Source organism: Kitasatospora paranensis (assembly GCF_039544005.1).
In the GTDB taxonomy this organism is placed as follows: domain Bacteria; phylum Actinomycetota; class Actinomycetes; order Streptomycetales; family Streptomycetaceae; genus Kitasatospora; species Kitasatospora paranensis.
The window spans coordinates 2,720,366-2,745,398 of sequence record NZ_BAABKV010000001.1 but is presented as its reverse complement, the minus strand read 5'-3'; the positions used below and the strand labels follow the sequence as shown (position 1 = coordinate 2,745,398).

Below are 25,033 nucleotides of genomic sequence, written 5' to 3'. Positions count from 1 at the left end.
GTCCGGACGTCCCGGCGTCGGAGAGTCCCCGTGTCCTCGCAGCAGCCCCACCGCACCCGTGCCGCCCGCACCCGCGCCCGTCTGGCCGGTACGGCCGGGGCACTCGCGCTGGCCACGGCGCTCACCGGGTGCGGATCCGCCGCGGCACCGGCCGGCTCGCACGACGCGGCCGGCGCCACCGGCTCCGCCCCGGCGCAGGCGCCGAGCCCCGCGCCGTCCGCGAAGCCCGGCCGCGTCCTGCTGCCGACCGGCCCGGCCGCGACCCTGACCCGCGTCCGCGACACCGGGGCCGGCCCGATCATGCTGACCACCCTGAAGGGCGCCAAGTCGGGGGTCAGCGGCAAGGTCTGGGTCTGGCTGCCGCCGCAGTACCACGACCCCAAGTACGCCACCTACGGGTTCCCGGTGCTCACCCTGTACGCGGGCGGCCAGAGCGCCGGCTACAACACCTGGACGGACAACCAGCTGCCGATCCAGAAGATCGACGCCGACCTCGCCCAGCAGGGCAAGGCGCACCCGTTCATCCTCGTCATGCCCGTGCAGAACCTCGACTCCCGGGAGTCGCAGGCCCTCGAATGCTCCGACATCCCCGGCCAGCCGAAGATCGGCACCTGGATGTCCCAGGACGTCCCGGACTTCGTCCGCGCCAACTTCCGCACCCTCAAGGGGCGTGACGGCTGGGGCCTGATGGGCGCCTCGACCGGCGCGTTCTGCAGCGCGAAGCTCGCCCTGCAACACCCCGACGTCTTCAAGGCCGCCGTCCCGATCGACGGCTACTTCAACCCCGACTCGCCGCTCTGGAAGGGCCACGAGGCCGAGCGGCTGGCCAACAGCCCCGGCGAACTGGTCGCCCAGGGCAAGGCCGACGTGCGGATGCTCGCCACCGCGGGCGGCTCCAACGGCTTCGAGACCGGCCTGGTCAAGGCCTGGGTGAAGAAGGCCGCGCCGCCGCTCACCGTCGACTACTACGAGCAGCCCGGCGGCAAGCACCTCACCGCCGACTTCAAGAAGATGATCCCGACCACCCTGGAGTGGCTGACCCGGAACCTCGCCGGGCCGTCCGGCGACTGACGCGCCGTCGTACCGCCCGCACCCCGCCGCCGCACCGCCGGCCCGCCGCGAATCGGCGAGTCGGCCGGACAGCGCTGCCCGGGAAGCGGGATACTCCAATCCGCCGGCGGTTGCGCCGCCCGGCGCGTGCCGTCTTCCGCTGCAGCGCCCCCGGGCCGCCGGGCACCCCGGCGTGCGGGGGCACCCCGATCACCCTCCGATCACCGTCCTGACCTGCGCGTCAATCGGTCATTGATTCGACTCTGATGGGCTGGCACCACTCTGGAGCCCTGGCCGAGCACCGTCGCGGTGCCGGAGACGATCCAGCCCCAGTCAGCCGCGAAGAGAGCGTCATGCCCTGCCACCTGCTCCCCGTCGACTCGCCACAGATTCCTGCCCAGCCGTACGCGGAGCAGCGGATGCCCGAGGCCCAGCCGATCCCGTTCGCCGCCCTGCACCTCGTCCACGCCGCCATGCGCCGCGACCTGGCCCGGCTGCCCAACGCCCTGCGCCTGCTCCAGCCCGAGGACGAGGCCGGCGCCCGCGCGCTCCAGGGCCACTGGGACTTCATGACCGCCATGCTCACCTGCCACCACGAGCAGCAGGACACCCGGCTGTGGCCGATGCTGCGCCGCTTCGCGCCGGAGCTGCGCCTGCTGCTCAACTGGCTGGAGGCCGACCACCACAACCTCGACCACTCCTTCACCCGGGTGACCACGCTCGTCCGGATCGCCACCCGTGACCCCGCCAGCGCCTGGCCGGTCGCGTACGCGGTGGAGGAGCTCGCGGCCCGGGTGGAGACCCACCTGCGGATCGAGGAGCGGCAGCTGCTGCCGCGGATGGCGGGCGTCTTCCCGGCCGGATCCCGGATCGGCACCCTGCCCGAACTGCTCGACCTGCTGCGCGCCGCGGACGGCCCCGCCTCCTCCGACGCCCTGGTCTGGCTGCTCGACGGCGTCGACGAGGCCCACGTCGAGCTCCTGCTGGCGGACTGCGACGACACCGTGGCCCGGCACTGGCCGCACTGGCGGGACACCTACGCCCGCTGCTCGGCCCAGCTGTGGGGGCCGGGCCGCAGCTGAGCCGGACGGCCGGGCCCCGGCCGGGCCCGCGGGCCGTCCGGGTGTCGCCCTGCTAAGGTCCGCCGGATGACCTCGATGTTCGAACCGGCCCTGCTCGCGCGGCTCATGACGGCCGACCGGATCCTCGTCGCCGGGGCCGGGGGCGGGTTCGACGTCTACGCCGGCCTGCCGATCGCGCTCGCGCTGCGGGCGGCCGGCAAGGAGGTGCACCTGGCCAACCTGTCGTTCAGCAACCTGTACGGGCTCGATCTCGACGTGTGGCTCGCGCCGGACGTCGCCGAGATCCGTCCCGACACCCGCGGTGCGAAGGAGTACTTCCCCGAGCGCACCCTCGCCCGCTGGCTGCGGCTGCACGGCATGCCGGACACGGTGTGGGCGTTCAACCCGGTCGGCGTGGAACTGCTGCGGGACGCGTACCGGGCGCTGACCGGCCACCTCGGGGTGGACGCGGTGCTGCTGGTGGACGGCGGCACCGACATCCTGCTGCGCGGGGACGAGGCCGGGCTCGGCACCCCGGAGGAGGACATGGCGTCGCTCGCGGCGGTGGCCGGCCTGTCGCACATCCCCGAACGGCTCGTCGCCAGCCTCGGGTTCGGCATCGACGCGTACCACGGCGTCAACCACGCCCACGTGCTGGAGAACCTCGCCGCGATCGACCGGGCGGGCGGCTACCTCGGTGCGTTCTCGCTGCCGCGCGACAGCAGGGAGGGCGTGCTCTACCTGGACGCGGTCGAGCACGCGCGGGCCGCCTTCCCCGCCTACCCGAGCATCGTGCACGGCTCGGTCGCGGCCGCCCTGCGCGGCGAGTTCGGCGACGTCCGCTTCACCGATCGCACAGGCGCCTTGTTCGTCAACCCGTTGATGACACTCTACTTCGGTGTGACGGTCGAAGCACTGGCCGCCCGGAACCTCTACCTCGACCGGCTCGAACGGACCGTTCTGATGCGGCAGATCAGTTCGATCATCGAGGAGTTCCGGGATGCGCTCCCCGCACAGCGCCCACCTCGGGTTTTTCCGCACTGAGCGGCCGCGCGCCGGATCGACCCCCGGTGGGAGCCCCCGCACGGGGCGCGCACGGCCCGTCGTGCGCCGGGCGTGTGCGCCGCCGTGCGGGCGCGCAACCGTCGACCGGTCCTCCGCGGACGCTCCGCCGTCGGTGTGTTCCCCGCCGCCGGGGGCAGGCTCCGCGCGATCATGACCGTCGGCCCGGACGCGCCTCGTCCGGGGCTCCAAGACGGCCGAGGAAAGGTGGCACGGCAGTGCCTCAACCCTTCGAGCTGCCGGACTTCTACGTCCCGCATCCGGCGACGCTCAACCCGCACCTGGACCACGCCCGCGTCCACACCAAACAGTGGGCCCGAGGCATGGGGATGGTGGAGGGATCGGGCGTCTGGGACGAGCACGACCTCGACTCCCACGACTACGCCCTGCTGTGCGCCTACACCCACCCCGACTGCTCGGCCGAGGAGTTGGCGCTGGTCACCGACTGGTACGTGTGGGTGTTCTTCTTCGACGACCACTTCCTGGAGCTGTTCAAGCGCACCCAGGACCGCAAGGGCGGCAAGGCCTACCTCGACCGGCTGCCGGCCTTCATGCCGCTGGACCTCTCCGAGGGCACGCCCGAGCCCACCAACCCGGTCGAGGCGGGCCTCGCCGATCTGTGGCTGCGCACCGTGCCGAGCATGTCGCAGGCCTGGCGCGAGCGGTTCCGGGAAAGTACCGAGCACCTGCTCAACGAGTCGATGTGGGAGCTCTCCAACATCAACGCGGGCCGGATCTCCAACCCGGTCGAGTACATCGAGATGCGCCGCAAGGTCGGCGGCGCCCCTGGTCGGCCGGCCTGGTCGAGCACGCCGTCGGCGCCGAGGTGCCCGCGGTGATCGCCGCCTCCCGGCCGATGCGGGTGCTGCGCGACGCCTTCTCCGACGGCGTCCACCTGCGCAACGACCTGTTCTCCTACCAGCGTGAGGTCGAGGACGAGGGCGAACTCTCCAACGGCGTTCTCGTCCTGGAGACCTTCCTCGGCTGCTCCACCCAGGAGGCGGCCGAGCGCGTCAACGACCTCCTCACCTCCCGGCTGCACCAGTTCGAGAACACCGTCTTCGCCGAACTCCCCGGCCTGTTCGCCGAGCACGGCCTCGACCCGGCCGCCTGCGCCGGGGTGATGGCCTACGTCAAGGGCCTGCAGGACTGGCAGTCCGGCGGCCACGAGTGGCACATGCGCTCCAGCCGCTACATGAACGGCGGCGGTGCGGCCGCCGAGCGCATCCCCGACCTGCCCGGGCCGACCGGCGTGGGAACCGGCGCGGCCGACGTGCTCAAGGCGCTGCGCGGCCTGGTCGGGCCGGGCCGCGCCCGCAGTCTCGGCCACGTCCCGTTCCGCGCCGTCGGCCCCTCGGTCCTGCCGGAGTTCGAACTCCCGTACCGCACCCGGCTCAACCCGCACCTCGACACGGCCCGGCGCAACCTCCTCGGGTGGGCCGACCGGGTGCGGATGATGGACGCCGTGCCCGGGGTCTGGAACGCGGAGAAGCTGGCCGACTACGACCTCGCGCTGTGCGCCGCCGGCATCCACCCGGACGGTACGCCGGAGGAACTCGACCTCGCCGCCGCGTGGTTGGCCTGGGGTACCTACGGCGACGACTACTACCCCGTCGTCCACGGCGCCACCCGCGACCTGGCCGGCGCCAAGGGCTGCAACGACCGGCTGCTGGAGTTCATGCCGCTGGACGGGGCGGCCACCGCCGTCCCGCTGACCGGTCTGGAACGCGGCCTCGCGGACCTCTGGGAGCGCACCACCGCGACGATGGACGACATCGGGCGGCGACGCTTTCGCGCGTCCGTCGAGAAGATGCTCGAAAGCTGGCTCTGGGAGCTGCTCAACCAGGCCCAGAACCGCATCCCCGACCCGGTCGACTACCTGGAGATGCGGCGGTTCACCTTCGGCTCGGACCTCACCATGGGCCTGAGCCGGATCGGCCACGGCCGGCGCGTCCCCGACGAGGTCCACCGCAGCGGCCCGGTGCAGGCCCTGGAGAACTCCGCGTCGGACTACGCGATGCTGATGAACGACGTCTTCTCGTACCAGAAGGAGGTCGAGTACGAGGGCGAGGTGCACAACCTCGTCCTGGTGGTGCAGAGCTTCTTCGACTGCGACCACCCGACCGCGCTCGGCATCGTGCACGACCTGATGAACTCCCGGCTCAGCCAGTTCCAGCACGTCGCGGCGAACGAACTTCCCCTGCTCTACGACGACTTCGAGCTGGACGCGGAGGCCAGGGCGACCCTCGACGGCTACGTCGTCGAACTGCAGGACTGGATGGCGGGCATCCTGACCTGGCACCGGGGCTGCAGGCGCTACGCGGAGCCCGACCTCGTCCGGCACCACCGGCCGGCGCTGCCGCAGCCGCCGGCCGGCAGTGCCGTGCCGGTGCCGGGGGCCGTCCCGCTCCCGGCTGCCGCGACGCGCGTCGAGGCACCGCCGTCCCGCCCGGCCGCGCCGCCCGTCCCGCTCGGCCCGACCGGCCTCGGCACCTCAGGCGTCCGGCCGCCCGTCCCCGTCCTGCGGTAGCGCGGTGCCCGGTGCCGCCGCGATGTCCAGCACCCCGGCGGCACCGGCCCGCAGCCGGACGAACCCCTCGCCCGGCACGGCCGTCAGGTCGGCGGTGAACGCCCCGGGCCGCAGGACGAGATCGCCGACTCCTCCGCGTCGTCGACGGCCAGGCCCCAGGGCGCGCCCGAGCCGTCCGCCGGCGGGCAGGCCAGGTGCACCACGGCCCGCGCCGGGCGCGGCGGGAAGTCCCGCATCCCCGCGGTCGACCAGGACACCAGCCGCAGCCGCACGCCGCCGCCGGGGACGGGCACGGGAGGCAACGCGTCACCCGGCGGCAGCAGAGCGCGCAGGGGCGCGGTGTCACCGATCGCGTAGGCGTCCGCCAGCATCCGCCGGACCGCCGCCGGGTCACCCCGGCGCACCCACTGCCCGGGCAGCGCCGCGAGCGCGGCCCGGCCGCGGCCGGCCGCGGCCGACAGGTCGCTGCCCGCGCCGGCCAGCATCGGGGCCAGCCCCACGACCTCGGCGCGGTCCACGCAGTGAGCGGACCGGCCTCTCCGCAGGACCAGCATGGTCTGGTAGAGCAGTCCGCCGATCTGCCGGCCGACCGGCCCCTGCAGGGCCGACGGGTGCCGGGGTGCCCCGTCCCGCTCGTGCGGGACCTGCCCCAGCGCGGCGTCCGCGGCCCGGCCGGCCGGTGACCGGTGCCATCGGCCGTCGTCGATCCACAGCTCGGCCCCGCGCCCGGTGATCGCGCCCGCGGCCCCGAGCCCGACCTCGACCAGGTCCCTGTCCGCCCCGAGCCCGACCTTGATCCCGGCGCCGAACACCGCGGCCCGGCTGTCGACCGCGGCCGCGGTCACCTCGTCGAACGAGAGGACGAGGCGGGCCTCCTCGGCGGCCGGTTCCCCGGGGTCGAACCGACGCCGCGCCGTCAGCCGCAGGACACCGCCCAGGCGGGTGCCGACGCGTTCCAGTCGCAGCTGCTCCACGGTGCACACCGACAGGTCGTAGTCGGCCACCGCGGCCGGCGTCGCCGGCACCGGGACGGGCTGCACGCGTCCGGCGAAGTCCCGCCAGTGGCCGCCGCGATCCTCCTCCGGCGGCAGCAGCCCGTCCAGGTCGAAGCCTGCCGCGGCCGCCTCCTCGACCGCCCACGCCCGTCTGCCGGGGCGCAGGTGCAGACCCCACCGCAGGCCGGCCCGGGCATGGAACTCCCGGGTGAGCCGGGTGCGGGCGGTGGCCGCCGTGGCCAGCGCGAACGACGCGTTGTTCCAGAAGTCGGCCAGGTCGCCGATCCGCTCGCGATCGTAGCTCCGGGCGTCGCGGGCCGCCTCGGCGATCTGCTCGACCGTGCGGTCCAGCAGGTGGCAGTACGCACGGAAGGCCGACCCCCGCGGCCGGGTCACGCGGCCACCGCCGGGCGTCGGTCGGGACGGGCGCCGGTCGGCGGCTCGGGCTGCGTCATACCGCCAGTCTGTCAGCGCCCGCTGCCAGACTGGGCGGTATGACGACCTGGCAGGATTTCGAGCACGAGGCCCCCGATCTCGCGCCGCTGGTGCGCGCCCGGTTCGAGGCCAACAAGCACCATGTGCTGGGCACCCTTCGGCGTGACGGAGCGCCCCGGGTCAGCGGCACGGAGGTGCAGTTCATCGGCGCGGACCTCACGATCGGCTCGATGTGGGGGGCCGTGAAGGCACGGGATCTCCAGCGGGACGGGCGCTTCGCGCTGCACAGCAACCCCGCGGACGAGACGATGGCGGCCGGCGACGCCAAGGTGTCCGGCACCGCCGTCGAGATCAGCGACCCGGTCGACCTGGCCGCCTACGAGTCGGACCTGCCGCAGCCGGCGCCGCCCGGGCCGTTCCACGCCTTCCGGCTGGAGCCCGCCGAGGTGGTGCTCACCACCGTCGAGGGGGACGAGCTGCTGATCCGCTCCTGGCGGCCCGGCGAGGACGTCCGCGAGGTCCGCCGCTCCTGAGCGGTCCGGCTCAGGAGGGCAGGACGGACCGCAGGGCCTCGGGGGTGCGGGCCACCACGGCGTGCCCGTCCTCGGCGGTGATGATCGGGCGCTGGATCAGGATCGGCCGCTCGGCCAGCGCGGCGATCCAGCGTGCCCGGTCGGCCTGCTCGCGCGGCCACTCCCGCATGCCGAGCTCCTTGGCGGCCGGCTCGTCGAGCCGGGTGATGTGCCACGGGTCCAGGTCGAGCCGGCCGAGCACGGCCTCCAGTTCGGCGACGGTCGGCGGCTCGTCGAGGTAGCGGCGGACGGTGTACTCGACCCCGGCCGCGTCGAGTTCACCGACGGCCGTCCGGCACTTGCTGCAGGCCGGGTTGATCCAGATCTCCATCCCGTCACCCTATCGGGCGGTCCTCGGACGCCGGGGAACTCCGTCCCGGGCCCGGCGGTTGTCAGGGCAGGACCAGGTCAGGACCAGGGTGGGGGCACGGGTGGACGGCGAGGCCATCATCGAGCAGCTGATGACGCCGGCGGGGCGGGCGGATCCGTACGCCCTGTACGAGCTGGCGCGCGGGCTGGGCCCGGTCGCGTCCTGCGGGCCCGACCTGGTGCTGGTCACCGGCCATCGCGAGGCCGACCAGGTGCTCCGCACGCCCGCCTTCCGGGTGGCCGACACCGAGCTGCGCGAGCAGTGGGAGCCGGAGTTCGCCGACCACCCCGCCAAGGTGCTGCTCTCCCGCTCGATCCTGGAGAGCAACGCGCCGCACCACGGCCGGATGCGCTCGCTGATCGCCTCGGTCTTCACCGCGCGCCGGGTCGCCGCGCTGGAGCCGGCCGTCACGGCCGCCGTGCACGCCCTGCTGGACGAGACGGCCGCGCAGGGCGCCGACGGCTCGCCGGTCGACGTCATGGACACCTTTGCCTTCCGGCTGCCGGTCGGGGTGATCTGCGAACTCCTCGGCGTGCCGGCCGAGGACAGGTACCGCTTCCGCGGCCTCGCCTCCGACCTGACGGCCGCCCTGGAGCTGGTCGCCGACGACAACGAGCTCGCCGCGGCCGACGCGGCCGCCGACGAGCTGTCCGGCTACTTCACCGAGCTCGCCGCCCGGCGCCGCGCCCACCCGCAGGACGACCTGGTCAGCGCGCTGGTCCAGGTCGCGGCGGCGGAGCCCGGCCGGCTCTCCGGCCACGAGCTGCTGGCCAACCTGGTGCTGCTGCTCGTGGCGGGCTTCGAGACCACCACCAACCTGCTCGGCAACGCCCTGGCGCTGCTCTTCGAGCATCCGGGGGCCGCCGCGGCGCTGCGGGCCGGCACCTTCGACCCGCAGGGCCTGACCGACGAGGTGCTGCGGTTCGACTCGCCCGTGCAGCTGACCTCGCGGATCGCCCTGGCCGACGGCCTGGAGGCCGGCGGCGTCCCCGTCCCGCGCGGCACCGGCGTCTTCCTGCTGATCGGCGCCGCCAACCGCGACCCCCGCCGCTACACGCACCCCGACCGGTTCGACCCGACGCGCCGCGACAGCCATCCGCTCAGCTTCGGCGGCGGCCCGCACTACTGCCTGGGTGCCCAGCTGGCCCGGCTGGAGGCCGCGGTGGCGCTGCCCGCGCTGCTGGCCCGCTTCCCCGGGCTGGCCCCGGCCGGCGCCCCCGAGCGCCGCGACCGCCTGGTCCTGCGCGGCTACGGCACCCTGCCGGTCACCCTCGGCTGACGGTCCCGGTCGCCCGCCCCGGCCGACGGCCCGGGACGCTGCGGCGGCCGGTCCGGCCCCCGCGCGCGATCGTCCGGGCTCGGCGACGATGGACGGGATGTCCACCCGCGCACCCGTCCCGCCCACCCCCGCCCGGAGGAGCATCCGGCGACGGCAGCAGATCGCCGAGGCCACCCGCCCTCCGCGCTGGGTGCTGCTGCTGCCGGTGCTGCTCATCGTCGTCGAGCTGTTCTTCGACGTGACCTGGCCGCACACCACGGCCGCGGGCTTCCTGCTCAGCGTGCTGCCGGTGGTCGTCGCCTTCGGCTTCGGCCCGGTCGCCGTCGCCCTCTCCACCGTGCTGGCGATCGGCCTCCAGCTCCTGCTCGCCGCCGGGGTCGGCCACCTCACCGAGCAGCACCACGTCTGGGCGTACGTCTCCACCGGCCTGGCCGGAGTCATGGGGACGGCGCTGTCCTGGCAGCGGGGGCGGCAGGCCCGCGACCTCGTCCGGGTACGCAGCATCGCGGACGAACTCCAGCACGCGGTGCTGCGCCCGGTGCCGGTCCGGGCGGGCGGCCTGCGGACCGCCGGCCGCTACCGGGCGGCGCAGGCCGACATGGGCATCGGCGGCGACCTGTACGAGGTCTGCGAGACCCGCTTCGGCACCCGGATCCTGCTGGGGGACGTCCGGGGCAAGGGGCTGGACGCCGTCCGGACGGTCGCGGACGTGCTCGGCGCCTTCCGGGTCACCGCGCACGAGACCGCGGACCTCGGCGAACTCGCCTCGCAGCTCGACCGGCACGTGCTGCGCGACGCGACGGACGGCGGCGACGACGAGCTGTTCGTCACCGCGGTGCTCGTCCAGCACTGCGCCCCGGGCACCCGCGTCGACCTGGTCAACCGCGGCCACCTGACGCCGCTGCTGCTCGGGCCGGACGGGGTGCGGCCGGTGCGCGGGCCGGCGTACCTGCCGCTGGGGCTGGGCCACCTCGCCGACGGCGGCCACCGGCCGACCGGCGTGGACCTGCCGCACGGCCACACCCTGCTGCTGCACACCGACGGCGTCAGCGAGGCACGGGACTCCTCCGGTGCCTTCTACCCGCTGAAGGCGCGCCTGGCCGCCCTCGGCAGCACCGACCCGGCGGTGGTGGTCGACTTCCTCGACCGCGACGTCCGGCTGCACTCCGGCCGGCTCGCGGACGACCTCGCCGTGCTCGCCCTCACCCCCGCGCCGCCCGGCACGAGCGCCTGACTCGCGCACCCCCGCCGTCCGGCGCGCCCCACCGTCCGGCGCGCCTCGGCGGCCGTCGGTGCCCAGGGCCGCGTCGGGCAACTTTCGCCCGTCGAGGAGCGGTCCGAGGCGCCCGGCTGGGCGTGCCGGCGGAGCGTCCTCGCACTGGACGTACTCGGACGCGCCGCCGGTGCGTCCAGTCGGGGTGCATCGGCCGCGACAGGGCGAAGGTTGCCCGACGCGGTACTAGGGTCGGGAACGTCCGGCCGCCGGCGGGGCGGCCGCGAGGAGAGGACCGGTCCGTGTTCGGAAGCAGCAAGGCGTTCAGCGGGTTCGCCGTCGACGACATCGACCGGGCCAGGGGCTTCTACGGCGAGACGCTCGGACTGGACGTCACCGCGGACGAGGGCATGCTGCGCCTGCACCTCGGCAGCGGCGCCGATGTCCTCGTCTACCCGAAGGACAACCACGTCCCGGCGACCTTCACCGTGCTGAACTTCCCGGTCGAGGACATCGAGCAGGCCGTGGACGAGCTCGTCCGGCGCGGCATCGACATCCAGCGCTACCCGGGCTTCGACGCCGACGAGAAGGGCATCGTCCGGGGGCCCGGCCCGCTGGTCGCCTGGTTCACCGACCCCGCGGGCAACGTGCTGTCCGTCGTGCAGATCGGCTGACCGGCAGACCCGACGGGATCGGCGGCGGGTACGGGGCTCCACCCCGGAGGTACTCCCCGGTGGGCCCCTGCGCCGGGGAGAATCGGGGCATGCCGGAACCCGCCCTGATCCCGCCGATCCCGCCGCGCCTCCCGGAGCGCGTCACCTGCCGGCGCTGCGGCCGCCCGCTCCACGATCCGGTGTCACGGATGCTGCGGCTGGGGCGCGAGTGCCGCGGCCCCGAGGAGCCCGTCCGGGTCCTCGCGGGCGAGCAGGACGTGCTGCCGGGCCTCCCCGGGAGCGGTACGGCACCGGCCGTCCCGCCGGGCCGCGGGCGGGAACCGGACGGCACCGTGCCGGACCGGTCCCCGTGACCGGACCGCAGGCCGCCGCCCCGTGCGCCCCGCCCACCCCGCACGCCGTCGTCCGGCCCACCCCGCACCGATCCCCGAGCGAAGGCAGCCCGCCGATGACCGACGACCTCCGTACCCGGCTGGACAGCCTCGCCACCGAGGCGCACCGCCCCGAACTGGCCGGGCTCGACCGGCTGCCGACCGCCGAGATCGCCGCCCTGATGAACGCCGAGGACGCCGGTGTCCCGGCCGCGGTCGCCCGCCGGCTGCCGGAGATCACCGCGGCCGTCGACGCGATCACCGAGCAGCTCGCCAAGGGCGGCCGGCTGGTCTACGCGGGGGCCGGCACCGCCGGCCGGCTCGGGGTGCTGGACGCGGCCGAGTGCCCGCCCACCTTCGGCACCGACCCCGGGCAGGTGGTCGCGCTCATCGCGGGCGGCTCCGATGCCGTGCTGAACGCCGTCGAGGGCGCCGAGGACAGCCGCCGGGCCGCAGTCGCCGACCTGACCGCCATCGGGCTGTCCGCCGACGACGCGGTGGTGGGCATCGCCGCCTCGGGCCGCACCCCGTACGCGGTGGCCGCCGTCGAGCACGCCCGCGCGCTGGGCGCCCTCACGGTGGGGCTGGCCTGCACCGCGGACTCCGAACTCGGCGCCGCCGCCGAGCACGCGATCGAGGTGGTGGTCGGCCCCGAACTGCTCACCGGCTCCACCCGGCTGAAGGCGGGCACCGCCCAGAAGCTGGTGCTCAACATGCTCTCCACGATCACGATGGTCCGGCTCGGCCGGACCTACGGGAACCTCATGGTCGACCTGCGGGCCACCAACGAGAAGCTCCGGGCCCGTTGCCACCGGATCGTCACCCTCGCCACCGGCGCCGACCGGGAGGCGGTCGACCGCGCGCTGGCGGCCGCCGGCGGCGAGGTGAAGCCCGCGATCCTCGCGCTGCTCACCGGCCTCGCCCCCGAGCCGGCCGCCCGCCTCCTCGCGGAGCACGGCGGCCGGCTGCGCGACGCGGTGGACGCGGCGCCGGGCACGAACCGCACGCCCTGAGCCCGCCGGGGGCCGGCGTCAGGACCCGCCCAGCGTGCTCGGGCCGCCCTTCAGTGTGATCGTCAGACCGGTTGGCAGGGTCCGTACGGAGGTGGCCGTCAGGCCGAGCGGGTAGGGCCGCTGCGGTCCGGGCAGGGCCCCCAGGCCGCCGCCCAGGCCGCCCGGCCCGCCGAGCGCGTCGGCGGCGACGGGGCGGCCGAGCACGGTCAGGCTCGCCACGGTGAGCGTGACCCGGCCGCCGGTGACCGCCGGACGCAGGGTCAGCAGGCCGACCCCGCCCGGGCCGAGCGCGACGGTGACCGTCCCCGCGGCCGGGTCGGTGTCGACCGAGGCGACCGGCATCGACGGGTGGGTGGCCCGGACGACGGCCTCGACCGCCGCACCGATCGACCCCGTCGGCACGGTGACCTCGGCCCGGGTGCCGGCGACGCTGCCGCGGCCGGGCCCGCCGAGGCGGACATCGTCCAGGTGCGCGCGGAACGAGACGTCCGGCAGCGGCCCGAGGCCCGCGTGGTCGCTGCCGACGTCGAGCCGCGGGATGTGCCGCGTCATCAGGTCCCAGAGCACCGAACCGCCCGCCCCGCCGACCGTGACATCGCCGCCGAGGGCCGGGGCGGCCCCGGCGATGCGGTCACGGAGCAGGTCACGGGCGGTGAGTTCGCCCGCACCGGCCGCGCACAGCACGGCCAGGGCGACGCCCGCGGCGGTGGCGACGCGGTGCCGTCGCACCGCGGCGCGGACCCGGGAGAGCCGCCGCGTCACCGCCGGTCACCCCCGGCCGGGGCGGCCGCGCCCGGCCCGTCGGCCCGCCCGGCGCCGGGGCGGGCGTCCGGCACCCCGTCCGGCGCGCCGCGGCCGGGCGGCTGCGGCACACGGCTGCCCGGCCCCTCCGGATCGAGGTGCGGCAGCACGGCGTCCAGCCACCGCGGGAGCCACCAGTTGGCACGGCCGAACAGGTACATGGTGGCGGGCACCAGCAGCAGCCGGACGACCGTGGCGTCGATGACCACGCTGACGCCCAGGCCCAGGGCCAGCATCTTGACCACCACGTCCGGGGAGAGCAGGAAGGCCAGGAACACGCTCGTCATGATCATCGCCGCGCAGGTGATGACCCGCGCCGTGGCGGCGAGCCCGCCGGCCACGGCCAGGTGGTTGTCCCCGCGGTGCAGCCAGATCTCCCGGATCCGGGAGAGCAGGAACACCTCGTAGTCCATGGAGAGTCCGAAGACGATGGCGAACATCATCATCGGCACGTACGACTCGACCGGGACCCTCTCGCCGACGCCCAGCAGCGGGCCGCCCCAGCCCCACTGGAAGACCGCCACCACGACGCCGTACGCGGCGCCGATGGAGAACAGGTTCAGCACGGCGGCCTTGACCGCCACCAGCAGGCTGCGGAACACCGTGAGCAGCAGCAGGAACGCGGCCGCGACGACGACGCCGACGACCACCGGCAGGCGGTCGGCGAGCCGGTCGGTGAAGGTCAGCCCGGCGGCGGTGGCGCCGGTGACGTAGCCGGTGGCGCCCGTCCCCGCGAGCGCCCGCTGCAGGGTGTCGCGCTGCAGGGTGTGGAACAGCTCGGCGGTGGACCTCTCCTGCGGGCCGCCGGCCGGCGTCACCGTGGCGACCAGCAGGTCCTGGTCCGGGCTCGGGGCCGGGGCGGTCACCGAGGCCACGTCGGGCACCGCCGCCAGGTCCCGCCGGAGGGAGTCCGCGAGCCCGGCCCGCAGCCGCTGGTCGGCGACCTGCCGGCTGTCGAGCTGGACGACCACCGTCAGCGGGCCGTTGGCGCCGGGGCCGAATCCCGCGCGGACCAGGTCGTAGGCGCGGCGGTCGGTGGCCGTGGCGGGCTGCGCCCCCGCGTCGACGTGCCCGAGCCGCAGGCCGGCCAACGGCACGGACAGGACGCCGAGCAGCAGCAGGCCGCCGATCAGGAACAGCCACGGACGGCGGCCGACCGTGCCGGCCCAGCGGTGCCACAGGTCGCCGTCGCCGGTGGGCTCGGCGACCGGGGTGCGGACCCGGAGCCGGTCGATGCGCCGGCCCAGCAGGCCGAGCAGCGCGGGGGTGAGCGTCAGCGAGGCGGCCGCGGCCACCAGGACGGTCAGCCCGGCGGCCACGCCGAGCGTGCCGATGAACGCGACACCGGAGGCGTACAGCCCGGCCAGCGCCATCGCGACGGTGGCGGCGGCGACCAGCACCGCCCGGCCGCTCGTGGCGACCGTCCGGCCGGCCGCCTCGGCCGGGTCCGCTCCCTCGCGCAGCAGCGCCCGGTGCCGGGTGGTGAGGAACAGCGCGTAGTCGACGCCGACGCCCAGGCCCATCATCGCGGCGAGGTCGGCGCGGCCCGGGCGAAGTCGACGTGAGCGGCGAGCAGGCCGAGGCCGCCGAGTCCCACGGCCAGGCCGAGCACCGCGGTCAGCAGCGGCAGCCCGGCGGCCGCGACGCTGCCGAAGCCGACGAGCAGCACCAGGACGGCGACGCCGACGCCGATCGCCTCCGAGGCGCGGTCGGCCGCCTTCGGCGCCGCGAGCTGCCCGAGCGGATCGCCGTACTCCACGGTGAGGCGGTCCTCGCGCAGCGGCCGGACGGCGGCGTCGACCCCGGTGAGGTAGGAGGACCCGAAGCCGGCCGGGCCGGCGTCGAAGCGGACGGTGATCAGGGCGGTGCCGCCGTCCGCGGACACCGCACCGGGGGTGGCCAGCGGGTCGGCCACCGCGAGGACGTGCGGCAGCCGGCCGAGCGCGGTGACCGCCGACGCGATCGCGGCCCGGTGGTCCGTCAGCGCCCCATCGTCGGAGCGGATCACGACCGGCGCGGTGATCCCGCCGACGCCGGCGCTGCCGTGCGCCTTGAGCAGGTCGGTGCCGGTCTGGGTGCCGGTGCCGGGCAGCGAGAAGCTGTCCGCGTAGGTGCCGCCCCACCGCGCGTCGGCCACGCCGACGGCGACCAGCAGGAGGACCCAGGCGGCGACGGTGCGCCAGGCGTGCCGGGCGCACCAGCGGCCCGTCCGGTGCAGCAGTCCGGGGCGTTCGCCCGATTCGGATTTCATGGCCCCACCCTGGGCGAGGCCTGTAAGGGCCAGGTTGGCGCAGTGTTCGGGGAGTGTACGGACGCCCGGCCCGCGCCCCGGGCACCGCGTCGGACCTGGTTAGCATCGGCCGTGCGCCGACGCGCGGCGCACCCGGCGTACGGCGCGGCGGCGCGGGAGGAGAGGCGGCCATGACGGAATCCAGGGGTCTCGTGCTGGTCGTCGAGGACGAGGCCCACATCGCCGACGTCCAGCGGCTCTACCTGGCCCGTGAGGGCTTCGGCGTGCACGTGGAGACGGACGGGCTCGCCGGGCTGGCCGCGGCCCGGCGGATGCATCCGGTGGCGATCGTGCTGGACATCGGCCTGCCGGGCCTGGACGGCATCGCGTTCTGCCGGGCGCTGCGCGACGCCGGTGACTGGACGCCGGTCCTGCTGGTGACCGCGCGCGGCGAGGAGGCCGACCGGATCCTCGGCCTGGAGCTGGGGGCCGACGACTACCTGACCAAACCGTTCTCGCCGCGGGAGCTGGTGGCCCGGGTCAGGACGGTGCTGCGCCGGTCCGCCGGCCCGCCCGGTGCGCCGGCGGCCGCGGTGGGCCGGATCGGCGTCGACCCGGTCAGCCGCACCGTGCGGCGGGACGGCGTGCCGGTGGAGCTCACCGCCACCGAGTTCAACCTGATCGCGCACCTGCTGCGCCACCCCGGGCAGGTCTTCACCCGCGAGCAGCTGCTCGCCCAGGTGTGGGGCTACCCGCGGTACCGCGACACCCGGATGGTCGACGTCTTCGTCTCCCAGTTGCGCGCCAAACTCGGGGACGCCAGCCCGATCCGTACCGTCCGCGGGGTCGGCTACAGCGCCGCGGACACCGACGCATGACCGAGCGGCACCCGGCGGCAGAGGGGCGTCCGGTCTCCGAGGGGCGCCCGGCTCCGCACCGCCGCGGGTCGCTGGCCCGCAACATCGTGCTGCTGACCACGGCCGTGGCGGCGCTCGCGGTGGCGCTGACCGGGCTGATCGCCTGGCAGACCGCCGCGCACGGCACCGAGCAGCGCGAGCGCGACCGGCTGGGGCGGCAGGCCACGCTGCTCAGCCGGATGCCCGACCTGTCGCAGCCGCTCTTCGACGGCGCCCAGGCGCTGGGCGGCCCGAACGGCGAGCGGCTGGCCGTCCTCGGCGCGGACGGCGCGATCGCCGGGGCCGCGACCCCGGCCGTCGACCTGGCGTCCAGGGCCGACCTGCTGGCCGGGCGGCCGGTCGACACCCGGGGCGTGCTGGGCGGCGAGGAGGTGCTGCTGGTGGGGCGGCCGGGACCGCGCGGCGGCGCCGTGGTGCTCACCGAGCCGTACGCGGTCGTCGCGCGGGACACCGACCGGATCCGCCGCAACACGCTGCTGCCGCTGGTCGTGGGCATGGTGGGCGCGGCCCTGGCCGGGGGCTGCTGGCCCGCCGGATCGCCCGCCCGCTGGTCGCGGCGGCGCGGGTCGCGCACCGGCTCGCCGACGGCGAACGCGGCGTACGGGCCGGGGTGGACGGGCCGCGCGAGGCCGCGGAGATCGGCCATGCGCTCAACGTCCTGGACGGCTCGCTGGTGCACAGCGAGAACCGCCAGCGCGAGTTCCTGCTGTCGGTCTCGCACGAGCTGCGCACGCCGCTGACGGCGTTGCGCGGTTACGCCGAGGCGCTCGCGGACGGCATGATCGAGCCCGAACGGCTCCCCGAGGTCGGGCGGATCCTGGCCGGCGAGACCCAGCGGCTGGACCGCTTCCTCGGCGACCTGCTGGACCTGGCGCGGCTGGAGGCCGACGACTTCCGGCTGGAGACCGCCGCCACCGACCTCACCGCCCTGGTCGCCGAGGCGGCCGCGTTCTGGGCCGAGCCCGCGGCCCGCCACGGCGTCGGGCTGCGGTGCGAGCCGCCGCGGCCGTCCGGGGCGCCGCAGGAGCCGGAGCAGGAGCCGGAGGCGGTGGTCGTGGCCACGGACGCCTTCCGGGTCAGGCAGCTGATCGACGGGCTGGTGCAGAACGCGCTGCGGGTCACGCCCGCCGGGCGGCCGGTGGTGCTGGCCGTCCGTCCGGCCGACGGCGGCGGAGCCCGGCTGGAGGTCCGCGACGGCGGCCCCGGCCTCACCGACGACGACGTCCGGGTCGCCTTCGACAGCGGTGCGCTGCACGAGCGCTACCGGTCCGTCCGCCCGGTCGGCAGCGGCCTGGGCCTGGCCATCGCCCACCGCCTGGCCGGCCTGCTCGGCGGCTCGGTCGCGGTGCGGGGCCACGGCCCGGAGGGCGGCGCCGCGTTCACCGTCACCCTGCCGCCCGCGCCCCCGCCCCGCTGAGGACGGCCCCGCAGCCGGTGTGTTCCTCCTGGGCGGCGGCGGTTCAGGCGTTCGCGGGGGAGACGGGTTCGATCTCGCCGGGGCGCCAGGACTTGTCGAAGCAGGCGGGCAGCGGGTTGTAGAAGCGCAGGAGGGCGAACCAGTTGCGGCCGGGCAGGGTCTGCACCCAGTTGCCCTCGGGCACGCCGTCCGGGCGGGAGGGGGCGAAGCACAGGCTGGTGGAGCCGTCCTTGTCGGGGACGGCCGCCGGGGTCGGGCAGGACTGCGAACCGGCGCGGGGGAAGCGCTGGTCGGTGGCGAGCATGGAGCGCGTCCGGGTGTCGTACAGGGTGATCGACCAGAATTTCTCGGCGGGGATGTCCGGCGGCAGCACCAGCCGGTAGGTCCGGTCGCCGTCCAGCGGGGCTCCGGTGGCGTCCAGGGTGGTCCCGACGTACTGCGAGCCGATCCGGGGAGGTTCATGCACATCGCCGGGGTGATGCCGGTGGCCAGGTAGAAGAAGGCGGCCCGGGCGTTGAGGTGCTTGGCACCGCGGTCGGGGAACGGCTGGAGGCCGTCGCGGGTGACCAGCGGCGGCGCCGCCTGGAAGTCGAAGCCGCCGCTGAAGAGCGGCGAGGTCCAGCGGGAGCCGCTGCCCGGGTAGAAGTCGAAGCCCTCGGCGGCGCGCGGGCGCATCGCCACCGTGCGCACATAGGCGTTGGCGGTCGCGGCGGCGTCCGCCAGGACCTCCTGCCGGGCGGCGTCCGGCTCGAAGGGGCGGCCGTGGACGATGCCGACGGCCGCGATCGGTGCGGCCACCTCGGGATCGAGGGCACCGGCGCTCTCGGCCTGAAGGGCCTCGTCGAGCAGGGTGAAGAAGGAGGCGTCCACCGGCGCGACGGTGTTGATCACCAGGCCGCTGCCCTCGACGAACCGGGGCGGGCGCGGCCCGGTGGGCTCGGCGAGCGCGGCCCGGCCGAGCAGGAAGGAGGCGACGGAGGTGCCGTGGCCGCCGGGGGTGCAGGGCGTGATCCTCAGCTGTTCGCGGATCCGGCGGGCGGCCGGGGCCGGGTCGCCGTCCTCCAGGAAGCAACGGCCCAGCAGCCACACCCGGCTCGTGCGGACCCGGTGCACGGACACGCCGCCCTCGGGCAGCGGGCCCTCGTACCCGGGGCCGGCGAACAGGTACCGGCCGCCCTGGCCGCGGTCCGGTCCGGGGACGTCGACCACCAGCGGCCCGGCGGAGAGGTCGAGGAAGGTGAAGAAGTAGACGGTGTCCGCGTTGGCGGTCAGGAAAAGCGACCGGCTGTCCATCAGCTCGGAGAAGAGCGGGACGTCCCCGTCGGCCACCCCGGCCGCCAGCATCGCCCTGCGCATCGCCCACAGCGACACCGCCGGCAGCCCGGCCCGGTAGGCCTCGATGCCGTGCATCCGGTCCAGCTGCGCGTACACCGCCGCCGCGGTCTCCTCGGTCGGCAGCCCGTCGGCGAACTCGAAGGTGCCGGCGGTGGTCTTCACGGTGTCGGGGGTGACGAGGGAGGCGGGCGCGGACTCGATCTCGGGCACGCGGTCCCCTTGTGCTGCAGGCCGGTGGTGATCCGACCCTGGGCCGACGCCGCCGGGGGTGCATGTCGTCGCCCGGACACGCCTCCGCAGGCCGGCAGTTCGCCGGCCTGCGGAGGCAGCAGCCTTTCGACCTGCGTCCCCGCAGGCCGGAGGGGTCCTACAGGTCGAAGTACAGCTCGAACTCGTGCGGGTGCGGCCGCAGCGAGATCGGGGCGATCTCGTTGGTGCGCTTGAAGTCGATCCAGGTCTCGATCAGGTCGGGGGTGAACACGCCGCCGGCGAGCAGGTACTCGTGGTCGGCCTCCAGCGCCTCCAGCACGGCCGGCAGCGAGGACGGCACCTGCGGCACCGCGGAGTGCTCGTCGGGCGCGAGCTCGTACAGGTCCTTGTCGACCGGCTCCAGCGGCTCGATCTTGTTCTTGATGCCGTCCAGGCCGGCCATCAGCATGGCCGAGAAGGCCAGGTACGGGTTGGAGGACGGGTCGGGCGCGCGGAACTCGATGCGCTTGGCCTTGGCGTTGGAGCCGGTGATCGGGATGCGGATCGCGGCCGAGCGGTTGCGCTGCGAGTAGACCAGGTTGACCGGTGCCTCGAAGCCGGGGACGAGGCGGTGGTACGAGTTCACCGACGGGTTGGTGAAGGCGAGCAGCGAGGGTGCGTGCCGCAGCAGGCCGCCGATGTAGTAGCGGGCGGTGTCGGACAGACCCGCGTAGCCCTGCTCGTCGTAGAAGAGCGGCGAGCCGCTCGTCCACAGCGACTGGTGCACGTGCATGCCGGAGCCGTTGTCGCCGAAGATCGGCTTGGGCATGAAGGTCGCGGTCTTGCCGTTCCGCCAGGCGACGTTCTTGATGATGTACTTGAACAGCATCAGGTCGTCGGCGGCGTGCAGCAGGGTGTTGAACTTGTAGTTGATCTCCGCCTGGCCGGCCGTGCCGACCTCGTGGTGCTGGCGCTCCACCTGGAGGCCGCCGGCGGCGAGCTCCAGCGACATCTCGGCGCGCAGGTCGGCGAAGTGGTCGACCGGCGGGACGGGGAAGTAGCCGCCCTTGTACTTGACCTTGTAGCCGCGGTTGCCGCCCTCCTCCACCCGGCCGGTGTTCCAGGCGCCCGCGATCGAGTCGATGTGGTAGTACGAGGCGTTCGCGCTGGTCTCGTAGCGGACCTCGTCGAACACGTAGAACTCGGCCTCGGGGCCGAAGTACGCGGTGTCGGCGATGCCGGACGAGGCGAGGTAGGCCTCGGCCTTCCGGGCGACGTTGCGCGGGTCGCGGCTGTAGGCCTCACCCGTGATCGGGTCCTGGATGAAGAAGTTGATGTTCAGGTGCTTCTCGGTGCGGAACGGGTCGAGCCGCGCGGTCGCCAGGTCCGGGACGAGCGCCATGTCGGACTCGTGGATGGCCTGGAAGCCGCGGATCGACGAGCCGTCGAACATCAGCGTCTCGGACGGATCGAAGGTCGATGCGGGCACGGCGAAGTGCTGCAGGACGCCCGGCAGGTCGCAGAACCGGACATCGACGAACTTGATGTCGTTGTCGGCGATGTACTGCTTGACCTCGTCGGCGTTGGTGAACATCGATCCTCCTCAGCGAGCGGGTATCGGCCTCACGGTAGGAGCCGCCCGTTTCCGATTGGTGACTCGTTCGTTTCCTGCATGTTAACCGGGCGCGCCGACGGGGGCGGCAAACACGTACGGTTTCGGGCAAATCGCCCCGCCCTGGCCGGGGGTGGGCGGCGAGTGGTCTGGACCACTTGTCCCTCTCGTGGCGACACGGTTCACCCCGTCGGGGGAGGCCGCCGAAGATCGCCCGGAACGCCCGGATACTGTGGATTTCGTGGATACCAGAGAAGCGTTGGGATCGTGGATCGACGGCCCGAAGGCGGCCGCCGAGAAGATGGGTGCCGACTTCGGCCACCGCGGCGAGCGCCTCGGCCTCCCGAAGGAGGGCTCCGGTTCCCTCGCGGGCCCGGGCCGCCGGCTGGGCGCCCTGTTCGTCGACGGCTGGCTGTGCAGCCTCGTCGCGTACGGCCTGCTCTCCCACGGCGACCGGGCCGGGGCCAACCTGTGGACCACCCCGCTCTTCTACGTGGTCACCGTGCTGCTGCTCGCCACCGCCGGCACGACCGTCGGCAAGCGGCTGTTCGGCCTGCGGATCGTCCGCCTGGACGGCCGCCGCGCCACCATCCCCCAGGTGCTGCTCCGCACCCTGCTGCTGTGCCTGGTCGTCCCCGCCGCCGTCTGGGACCGCGACGGCCGCGGCCTGCACGACAAGGCGGTCGGCACGGTCGAGATCCGCATCTGACCCGCCCCGGGCCCGGACGTCGAACGGCCCCGCCGCGAGAGGATCGCGGCGGGGCCGTGGTGTGTCGTGAGGGAAGGCCGCCCGGGGGCGGGGTCAGCGGACCTGGCCGCCCTTGGGCATCCGGGCACCCTTGGGCATCGGGCCCTTGGGGATCGGCGCCTTCGAGAGCAGGTCGCCCAGCGCCCGCAGCCGGTCGTTGGTCTCGGTGACCTGGGCGGGCGTGATCGAGCGCGGCAGGCGCATCAGGTGCACCTGGAGCTTCTTCAGCGGGACCTCGCCCTGGCCGTCGCCGACCATGATGTCGTGCACCGGGACGTCGCCGACCACGCGCGCCATCTTCTTCTTCTCGGCCGCCAGCAGCGGGCGCACCCGGTTCGGGTTGCCCTCGCCGATCAGGGCGATGCCCGGCCGGCCCACGGCGCGGTAGACCGCGTCCTGGTTGCGGGTGACCGCCACCGGCGTCGGGTTGGCGTTCCAGCCGCGCCGGATGTTGTTCAGCACCGCCGCGACCGCGCCCGGCTGGCCCTCCATCTGCCCGAAGGCGGCCCGCTCGGCCCGGCGTCCGAAGACCACGGCCATCGCCAGGAAGCCCACGACGAAGCCGAGGATCCCCAGGTAGATGGGGTGGCCGATCGCAAAGCCGATGGCGAGGAACACGCCGAAGGTGATGAGGCCGACGCCTGCGATGATCAGGCCGATCTTGGTGTCGACCTTCTTGGTCATGGTGTATGCCAGACGGATCTGCTTCAGCCGTCCGGGGTTCTCGGATGTTTCCCTCGCCATGACGCTCATGGTACGTGGCGGGGGGCGGTATATCCAAGGGCGGTGGCCCCGACACCGCCGGTGCGGCCGCTCAGGCGTGCCGGCGGCCGACCACCGCAGGGTCCGGGGCCCCGCCGTGAGCCCCGTCACCGCTGCCGTCGAGCTCGCGCTCGGCCGCGTGCCGGCGGTTCTCGCAGACCGCCGCCCAGGCGTTCCTGCGGGCCTGCCGCTGGCCGCCGGCCAGCAGCACGCTCTCGGCGTACCGCAGCGCACCGCCCACCGACCGCATCCGGGTCGGGACCAGGCCGCGCGGTACTCCGCTCACTGCCCCCATGCTCAACAGCTCCCCTCATGACCGGGTGGACGCCGACTCCGTCAGCATCCCCCGGTGGTGTTACCGATCGGTGACCTGCCCGTCAAAGTCGCATGAAAGCCGCGCAACGGCAAGGCGGAACGCCGGAAGGCGGCGGTCCGGGACCGCCGCCTTCCTCCGCACTGCCGAACGGCCTCAGACCGCCGTGCGCTCCCGGTGCTCCAGCGCCTGCCGGTACAGCCGGCCGGCCCGGTACGACGAGCGGACCAGCGGCCCGGACATCACACCGGCGAAGCCGAGCTCCTCGGCCTCCTGCTGCAGCTCCACGAACTCGTGCGGCTTCACCCAGCGCTCGACCGGGTGGTGGCGCAGCGACGGCCGCAGGTACTGGGTGATGGTGATCAGCTCGCAGCCGGCGCCCACCAGGTCGGCCAGCGCCTGGCTGACCTCCTCGCGGGTCTCGCCCATGCCCAGGATCAGGTTCGACTTGGTGACCAGGCCGGCCGCACGGGCCTGGGTGATGACGTCCAGCGACCGCTCGTAGCGGAACGCCGGGCGGATCCGCTTGAAGATCCGCGGCACCGTCTCGACGTTGTGCGCCAGCACCTCGGGGCGCGAGGAGAAGACCTCGGCGAGCTGCTCGGGCACCGCGTTGAAGTCCGGGATCAGCAGCTCGACGCCCGTCCGCCCGGCCTGGCGGTCGGCGGTCAGCGCGTGCACCTGGCGCACCGTCTCGGCGTACAGCCAGGCGCCGCCGTCCGGCAGGTCGTCACGGGCGACACCGGTGATGGTGGCGTAGTTCAGGTCCATGGTCACGATGGACTCGGCGACCCGGCGCGGCTCGTCGCGGTCGAACTCGGCGGGCTTGCCGGTGTCGATCTGACAGAAGTCGCAGCGGCGGGTGCACTGGTCGCCGCCGATGAGGAACGTCGCCTCACGGTCCTCCCAGCACTCGAAGATGTTCGGGCAGCCGGCCTCCTGGCAGACCGTGTGCAGCCCTTCCTTCTTCACCAGCGACTGGAGCGCGTTGTACTCGGGCCCCATCTTCGCCCGGGTCTTGATCCACTCGGGCTTCCGCTCGATGGGGGTCTCGCTGTTGCGGACCTCCAGGCGGAGCAGCTTCCTGCCGTCGGGCGCGACAGCGGACACGGGCACTCCTAGAACTAGACGGGGTACCCCCAGGGTACGCCTGTGCTTTCCGGGTCTTCGCCGGACCTCCGCCCGGCATTCGCAGGGCAACAGAGGTACCGGCCGGTAGATTCCCGCCTCAGCGGGCCAACGCGGGCTCCGGGAGCTCCGCGAGGACGTCCGCCAGGTGCCGCCGGACGACCGGCAGCGCCTCACCGACCGGGAACGGCCGGCCCAGCTCCGAGGCGAGCGAACCCACCCCGGCGTCGCGGATCCCGCACGGCACGATCCGGTCGAACCAGGTCATGTCCGGGTCGCAGTTCAGCGCGAAGCCGTGCATCGTCACACCGCGCGCCACCCGCACCCCGATCGCCGCCAGCTTGCGGTCGTCGCCGCGCTGCCCGGCGTTGGACGCGGCGTACTCGGGGCCCGCCAGCCGGGGGTCGATGCCCAGCGGCAGACCCATCCGCAGCGTCAGCTTGCCGATCTCCAGCACCTCGGCCGGGTCCACCACGGCGTCCGGGATCTCCTCGCCGAGCACCCACACCCCGCTGCGGCCCTCGACCCGCGAGGTGGCCACCCCGAGCTCGGCACAGGCGCGGATCAGGGCCTCCTCCAGCCGTCGCACGTACGCCACCACGTCGATCGGGTCGGGCAGCTTCACGATCGGGTAGCCCACCAGCTGGCCGGGGCCGTGCCAGGTGATCTCCCCGCCGCGGTTCACCTGCACCACGGGGGTGCCGTCCAGCGGGTAGTCCTCCGGGTTGGTCCGCTTGCCCGCCGTGTACACCGGCGGGTGCTCCAGCAGCAGCACGGTGTCCGGGATCTCGTCCGCCACCCGCAGCGCGTGCAGGCGCTGCTGCTCCTCCCACGCCGCCTCGTAGGACACCGCCGCCTCGCCGATGCCCATCGTCACGAACCGTACGTCCTCGCTCACCGCTGCTCCTTGCCAGGCGTTCGAGACCAACCTCGCCACTGTACGCCCTGCGGTTGCG

Annotated in this window: 24 protein-coding genes and 3 pseudogenes; 15 read left to right on the top strand and 12 right to left on the bottom strand. The window is 74.5% G+C overall.

Translation table 11 applies throughout. The annotated features are described in order from the left end of the window. Positions 1-30: 30 nt before the first annotated feature. The 4 genes and pseudogenes from ABEB13_RS13495 (at position 31) to ABEB13_RS13480 (ending at position 5,703) form a co-directional block, all read left to right on the top strand. A complete protein-coding gene (locus ABEB13_RS13495; RefSeq protein ID WP_345705709.1) occupies positions 31-1,071 on the top strand; it encodes an alpha/beta hydrolase in 1,041 nt (346 codons plus the stop codon). Positions 1,072-1,403: 332 nt separating this feature from the next. Beyond that, a complete protein-coding gene (locus tag ABEB13_RS13490; RefSeq protein ID WP_345705708.1) occupies positions 1,404-2,132 on the top strand; it encodes a hemerythrin domain-containing protein in 729 nt (242 codons plus the stop codon). A 66-nt stretch (positions 2,133-2,198) separates the two neighbouring features. Then, positions 2,199-3,155, top strand: coding sequence for a DUF1152 domain-containing protein (locus ABEB13_RS13485; protein WP_345705707.1), 957 nt, complete (start codon positions 2,199-2,201; stop codon positions 3,153-3,155). 236 nt (positions 3,156-3,391) lie between these two features. After that, positions 3,392-5,703: pseudogene (locus ABEB13_RS13480) on the top strand (terpene synthase family protein). Positions 5,704-5,786: 83 nt separating this feature from the next. Here the strand turns inward: ABEB13_RS13480 and ABEB13_RS13475 are convergent. Next, entirely contained in the window at positions 5,787-7,094 is a 1,308-nt protein-coding gene (locus ABEB13_RS13475; RefSeq protein ID WP_345705706.1) for a hypothetical protein, read from the bottom strand. A 98-nt stretch (positions 7,095-7,192) separates the two neighbouring features. On the opposite strand from ABEB13_RS13475, the gene ABEB13_RS13470 reads away from it, so the two are divergent. Next, positions 7,193-7,666, top strand: a complete 474-nt coding sequence (locus tag ABEB13_RS13470) for a pyridoxamine 5'-phosphate oxidase family protein (protein WP_345705705.1) — start codon at positions 7,193-7,195, stop codon at positions 7,664-7,666. Positions 7,667-7,676: 10 nt separating this feature from the next. On the opposite strand, the gene ABEB13_RS13465 is transcribed toward ABEB13_RS13470, so the two are convergent. Further along, entirely contained in the window at positions 7,677-8,036 is a 360-nt protein-coding gene (locus ABEB13_RS13465; protein WP_345705704.1) for an ArsC/Spx/MgsR family protein, read from the bottom strand. A gap of 100 nt (positions 8,037-8,136) precedes the next feature. Between ABEB13_RS13465 and ABEB13_RS13460 the strand changes: the two genes are divergently transcribed. From ABEB13_RS13460 to murQ, 5 genes are all read left to right on the top strand, one after another. Further along, positions 8,137-9,354 (top strand): cytochrome P450, encoded by a 1,218-nt coding sequence (locus ABEB13_RS13460; protein ID WP_345705703.1) that lies wholly within the window; start codon positions 8,137-8,139, stop codon positions 9,352-9,354. Positions 9,355-9,451: 97 nt separating this feature from the next. Then, the gene (locus ABEB13_RS13455) at positions 9,452-10,588 is read left to right on the top strand and encodes a PP2C family protein-serine/threonine phosphatase (RefSeq protein ID WP_345705702.1); all 1,137 of its coding nucleotides are present in this window, start codon (positions 9,452-9,454) and stop codon (positions 10,586-10,588) included. Between the two features lie 281 nt (positions 10,589-10,869). Continuing rightward, complete coding sequence (locus ABEB13_RS13450; RefSeq protein WP_345705701.1) at positions 10,870-11,241, top strand: VOC family protein; 372 nt, start codon at positions 10,870-10,872, stop codon at positions 11,239-11,241. 89 nt (positions 11,242-11,330) lie between these two features. Further along, entirely contained in the window at positions 11,331-11,594 is a 264-nt protein-coding gene (locus tag ABEB13_RS13445) for a DUF6011 domain-containing protein (RefSeq protein WP_345705700.1), read from the top strand. Between the two features lie 95 nt (positions 11,595-11,689). Further along, the gene (gene murQ / locus ABEB13_RS13440) at positions 11,690-12,625 is read left to right on the top strand and encodes an N-acetylmuramic acid 6-phosphate etherase (RefSeq protein ID WP_345705699.1); all 936 of its coding nucleotides are present in this window, start codon (positions 11,690-11,692) and stop codon (positions 12,623-12,625) included. A gap of 18 nt (positions 12,626-12,643) precedes the next feature. On the opposite strand, the gene ABEB13_RS13435 is transcribed toward murQ, so the two are convergent. The 3 genes from ABEB13_RS13435 to ABEB13_RS13425 are packed head-to-tail and all read right to left on the bottom strand — an operon-like array spanning position 12,644 to position 15,677. Beyond that, positions 12,644-13,387 carry an LmeA family phospholipid-binding protein gene (locus ABEB13_RS13435; RefSeq protein WP_345705698.1) on the bottom strand — a complete coding sequence of 248 codons (744 nt, stop codon included), beginning with the start codon at positions 13,385-13,387 and terminating at the stop codon, positions 12,644-12,646. Continuing rightward, positions 13,384-14,952, bottom strand: a complete 1,569-nt coding sequence (locus ABEB13_RS13430; RefSeq protein WP_345705697.1) for an MMPL family transporter — start codon at positions 14,950-14,952, stop codon at positions 13,384-13,386. Before ABEB13_RS13430 ends, ABEB13_RS13435 begins: the two co-directional genes overlap by 4 nt. Next, positions 14,949-15,677 (bottom strand): MMPL family transporter, encoded by a 729-nt coding sequence (locus ABEB13_RS13425; protein ID WP_345705696.1) that lies wholly within the window; start codon positions 15,675-15,677, stop codon positions 14,949-14,951. Before ABEB13_RS13425 ends, ABEB13_RS13430 begins: the two co-directional genes overlap by 4 nt. 170 nt (positions 15,678-15,847) lie before the next feature. On the opposite strand from ABEB13_RS13425, the gene ABEB13_RS13420 reads away from it, so the two are divergent. The 3 genes and pseudogenes from ABEB13_RS13420 to ABEB13_RS13410 all read left to right on the top strand — a co-directional run bounded on the left by ABEB13_RS13420 (position 15,848) and on the right by ABEB13_RS13410 (position 17,990). Then, positions 15,848-16,534 (top strand): response regulator transcription factor, encoded by a 687-nt coding sequence (locus ABEB13_RS13420; protein ID WP_345705695.1) that lies wholly within the window; start codon positions 15,848-15,850, stop codon positions 16,532-16,534. 142 nt (positions 16,535-16,676) lie between these two features. Then, a pseudogene (locus tag ABEB13_RS13415) lies at positions 16,677-17,171 on the top strand (hypothetical protein); the annotation flags it as partial. Between the two features lie 75 nt (positions 17,172-17,246). Further along, positions 17,247-17,990 carry a sensor histidine kinase gene (locus tag ABEB13_RS13410; protein WP_345705694.1) on the top strand — a complete coding sequence of 248 codons (744 nt, stop codon included), beginning with the start codon at positions 17,247-17,249 and terminating at the stop codon, positions 17,988-17,990. Between the two features lie 43 nt (positions 17,991-18,033). On the opposite strand, the gene ABEB13_RS13405 is transcribed toward ABEB13_RS13410, so the two are convergent. Next, positions 18,034-18,456, bottom strand: a complete 423-nt coding sequence (locus tag ABEB13_RS13405) for a DUF1214 domain-containing protein (protein WP_345705693.1) — start codon at positions 18,454-18,456, stop codon at positions 18,034-18,036. Between the two features lie 596 nt (positions 18,457-19,052). Beyond that, positions 19,053-19,283: pseudogene (locus ABEB13_RS40530) on the bottom strand (DUF1254 domain-containing protein); the annotation flags it as partial. Here ABEB13_RS40530 and ABEB13_RS13400 point away from each other — a divergent pair. Then, on the top strand, positions 19,252-19,383 hold the full coding sequence (locus tag ABEB13_RS13400; protein ID WP_345705692.1) for a hypothetical protein: 132 nt from the start codon (positions 19,252-19,254) through the stop codon (positions 19,381-19,383). The pseudogene ABEB13_RS40530 and the gene ABEB13_RS13400 sit on opposite strands and share 32 nt — an antisense overlap. Positions 19,384-19,692: 309 nt before the next feature. Here ABEB13_RS13400 and glnA read toward each other — a convergent pair whose 3' ends face one another. After that, entirely contained in the window at positions 19,693-21,108 is a 1,416-nt protein-coding gene (gene glnA / locus ABEB13_RS13395; protein WP_345705691.1) for a type I glutamate--ammonia ligase, read from the bottom strand. A gap of 259 nt (positions 21,109-21,367) precedes the next feature. Between glnA and ABEB13_RS13390 the strand changes: the two genes are divergently transcribed. Beyond that, complete coding sequence (locus ABEB13_RS13390; RefSeq protein ID WP_345705690.1) at positions 21,368-21,835, top strand: RDD family protein; 468 nt, start codon at positions 21,368-21,370, stop codon at positions 21,833-21,835. Positions 21,836-21,928: 93 nt separating this feature from the next. On the opposite strand, the gene ABEB13_RS13385 is transcribed toward ABEB13_RS13390, so the two are convergent. The 4 genes from ABEB13_RS13385 to lipB form a co-directional block, all read right to left on the bottom strand. Beyond that, positions 21,929-22,627: a DUF4191 domain-containing protein gene (locus tag ABEB13_RS13385; protein ID WP_380232154.1), complete on the bottom strand. Its 699-nt coding sequence runs from the start codon at positions 22,625-22,627 to the stop codon at positions 21,929-21,931. Positions 22,628-22,688: 61 nt separating this feature from the next. Next, positions 22,689-22,922 carry a hypothetical protein gene (locus ABEB13_RS13380; protein ID WP_380232153.1) on the bottom strand — a complete coding sequence of 78 codons (234 nt, stop codon included), beginning with the start codon at positions 22,920-22,922 and terminating at the stop codon, positions 22,689-22,691. 183 nt (positions 22,923-23,105) lie between these two features. Next, positions 23,106-24,059, bottom strand: coding sequence for a lipoyl synthase (gene lipA, locus ABEB13_RS13375; protein WP_345705689.1), 954 nt, complete (start codon positions 24,057-24,059; stop codon positions 23,106-23,108). 118 nt (positions 24,060-24,177) lie between these two features. Beyond that, a complete protein-coding gene (gene lipB, locus ABEB13_RS13370; protein WP_380232159.1) occupies positions 24,178-24,948 on the bottom strand; it encodes a lipoyl(octanoyl) transferase LipB in 771 nt (256 codons plus the stop codon). Between the last annotated feature and the right edge of the window lie 85 nt (positions 24,949-25,033).

Excerpts from the sequence above, each read along its gene's own strand:
- ABEB13_RS13490 (WP_345705708.1), top strand. The coding sequence starts at position 1,404 with ATGCCCTGCCACCTGCTCCCCGTCGACTCGCCACAGATTCCTGCCCAG.
- ABEB13_RS13485 (WP_345705707.1), top strand. The coding sequence starts at position 2,199 with ATGACCTCGATGTTCGAACCGGCCCTGCTCGCGCGGCTCATGACGGCC.
- ABEB13_RS13470 (WP_345705705.1), top strand. The coding sequence starts at position 7,193 with ATGACGACCTGGCAGGATTTCGAGCACGAGGCCCCCGATCTCGCGCCG.
- ABEB13_RS13465 (WP_345705704.1), bottom strand. The coding sequence starts at position 8,036 with ATGGAGATCTGGATCAACCCGGCCTGCAGCAAGTGCCGGACGGCCGTC.
- ABEB13_RS13455 (WP_345705702.1), top strand. The coding sequence starts at position 9,452 with ATGTCCACCCGCGCACCCGTCCCGCCCACCCCCGCCCGGAGGAGCATC.
- ABEB13_RS13445 (WP_345705700.1), top strand. The coding sequence starts at position 11,331 with ATGCCGGAACCCGCCCTGATCCCGCCGATCCCGCCGCGCCTCCCGGAG.
- murQ (WP_345705699.1), top strand. The coding sequence starts at position 11,690 with ATGACCGACGACCTCCGTACCCGGCTGGACAGCCTCGCCACCGAGGCG.
- ABEB13_RS13430 (WP_345705697.1), bottom strand. The coding sequence starts at position 14,952 with ATGATGGGCCTGGGCGTCGGCGTCGACTACGCGCTGTTCCTCACCACC.
- ABEB13_RS13425 (WP_345705696.1), bottom strand. The coding sequence starts at position 15,677 with ATGAAATCCGAATCGGGCGAACGCCCCGGACTGCTGCACCGGACGGGC.
- ABEB13_RS13420 (WP_345705695.1), top strand. The coding sequence starts at position 15,848 with ATGACGGAATCCAGGGGTCTCGTGCTGGTCGTCGAGGACGAGGCCCAC.
- glnA (WP_345705691.1), bottom strand. The coding sequence starts at position 21,108 with ATGTTCACCAACGCCGACGAGGTCAAGCAGTACATCGCCGACAACGAC.
- ABEB13_RS13385 (WP_380232154.1), bottom strand. The coding sequence starts at position 22,627 with ATGAGCGTCATGGCGAGGGAAACATCCGAGAACCCCGGACGGCTGAAG.
- lipB (WP_380232159.1), bottom strand. The coding sequence starts at position 24,948 with ATGGGCATCGGCGAGGCGGCGGTGTCCTACGAGGCGGCGTGGGAGGAG.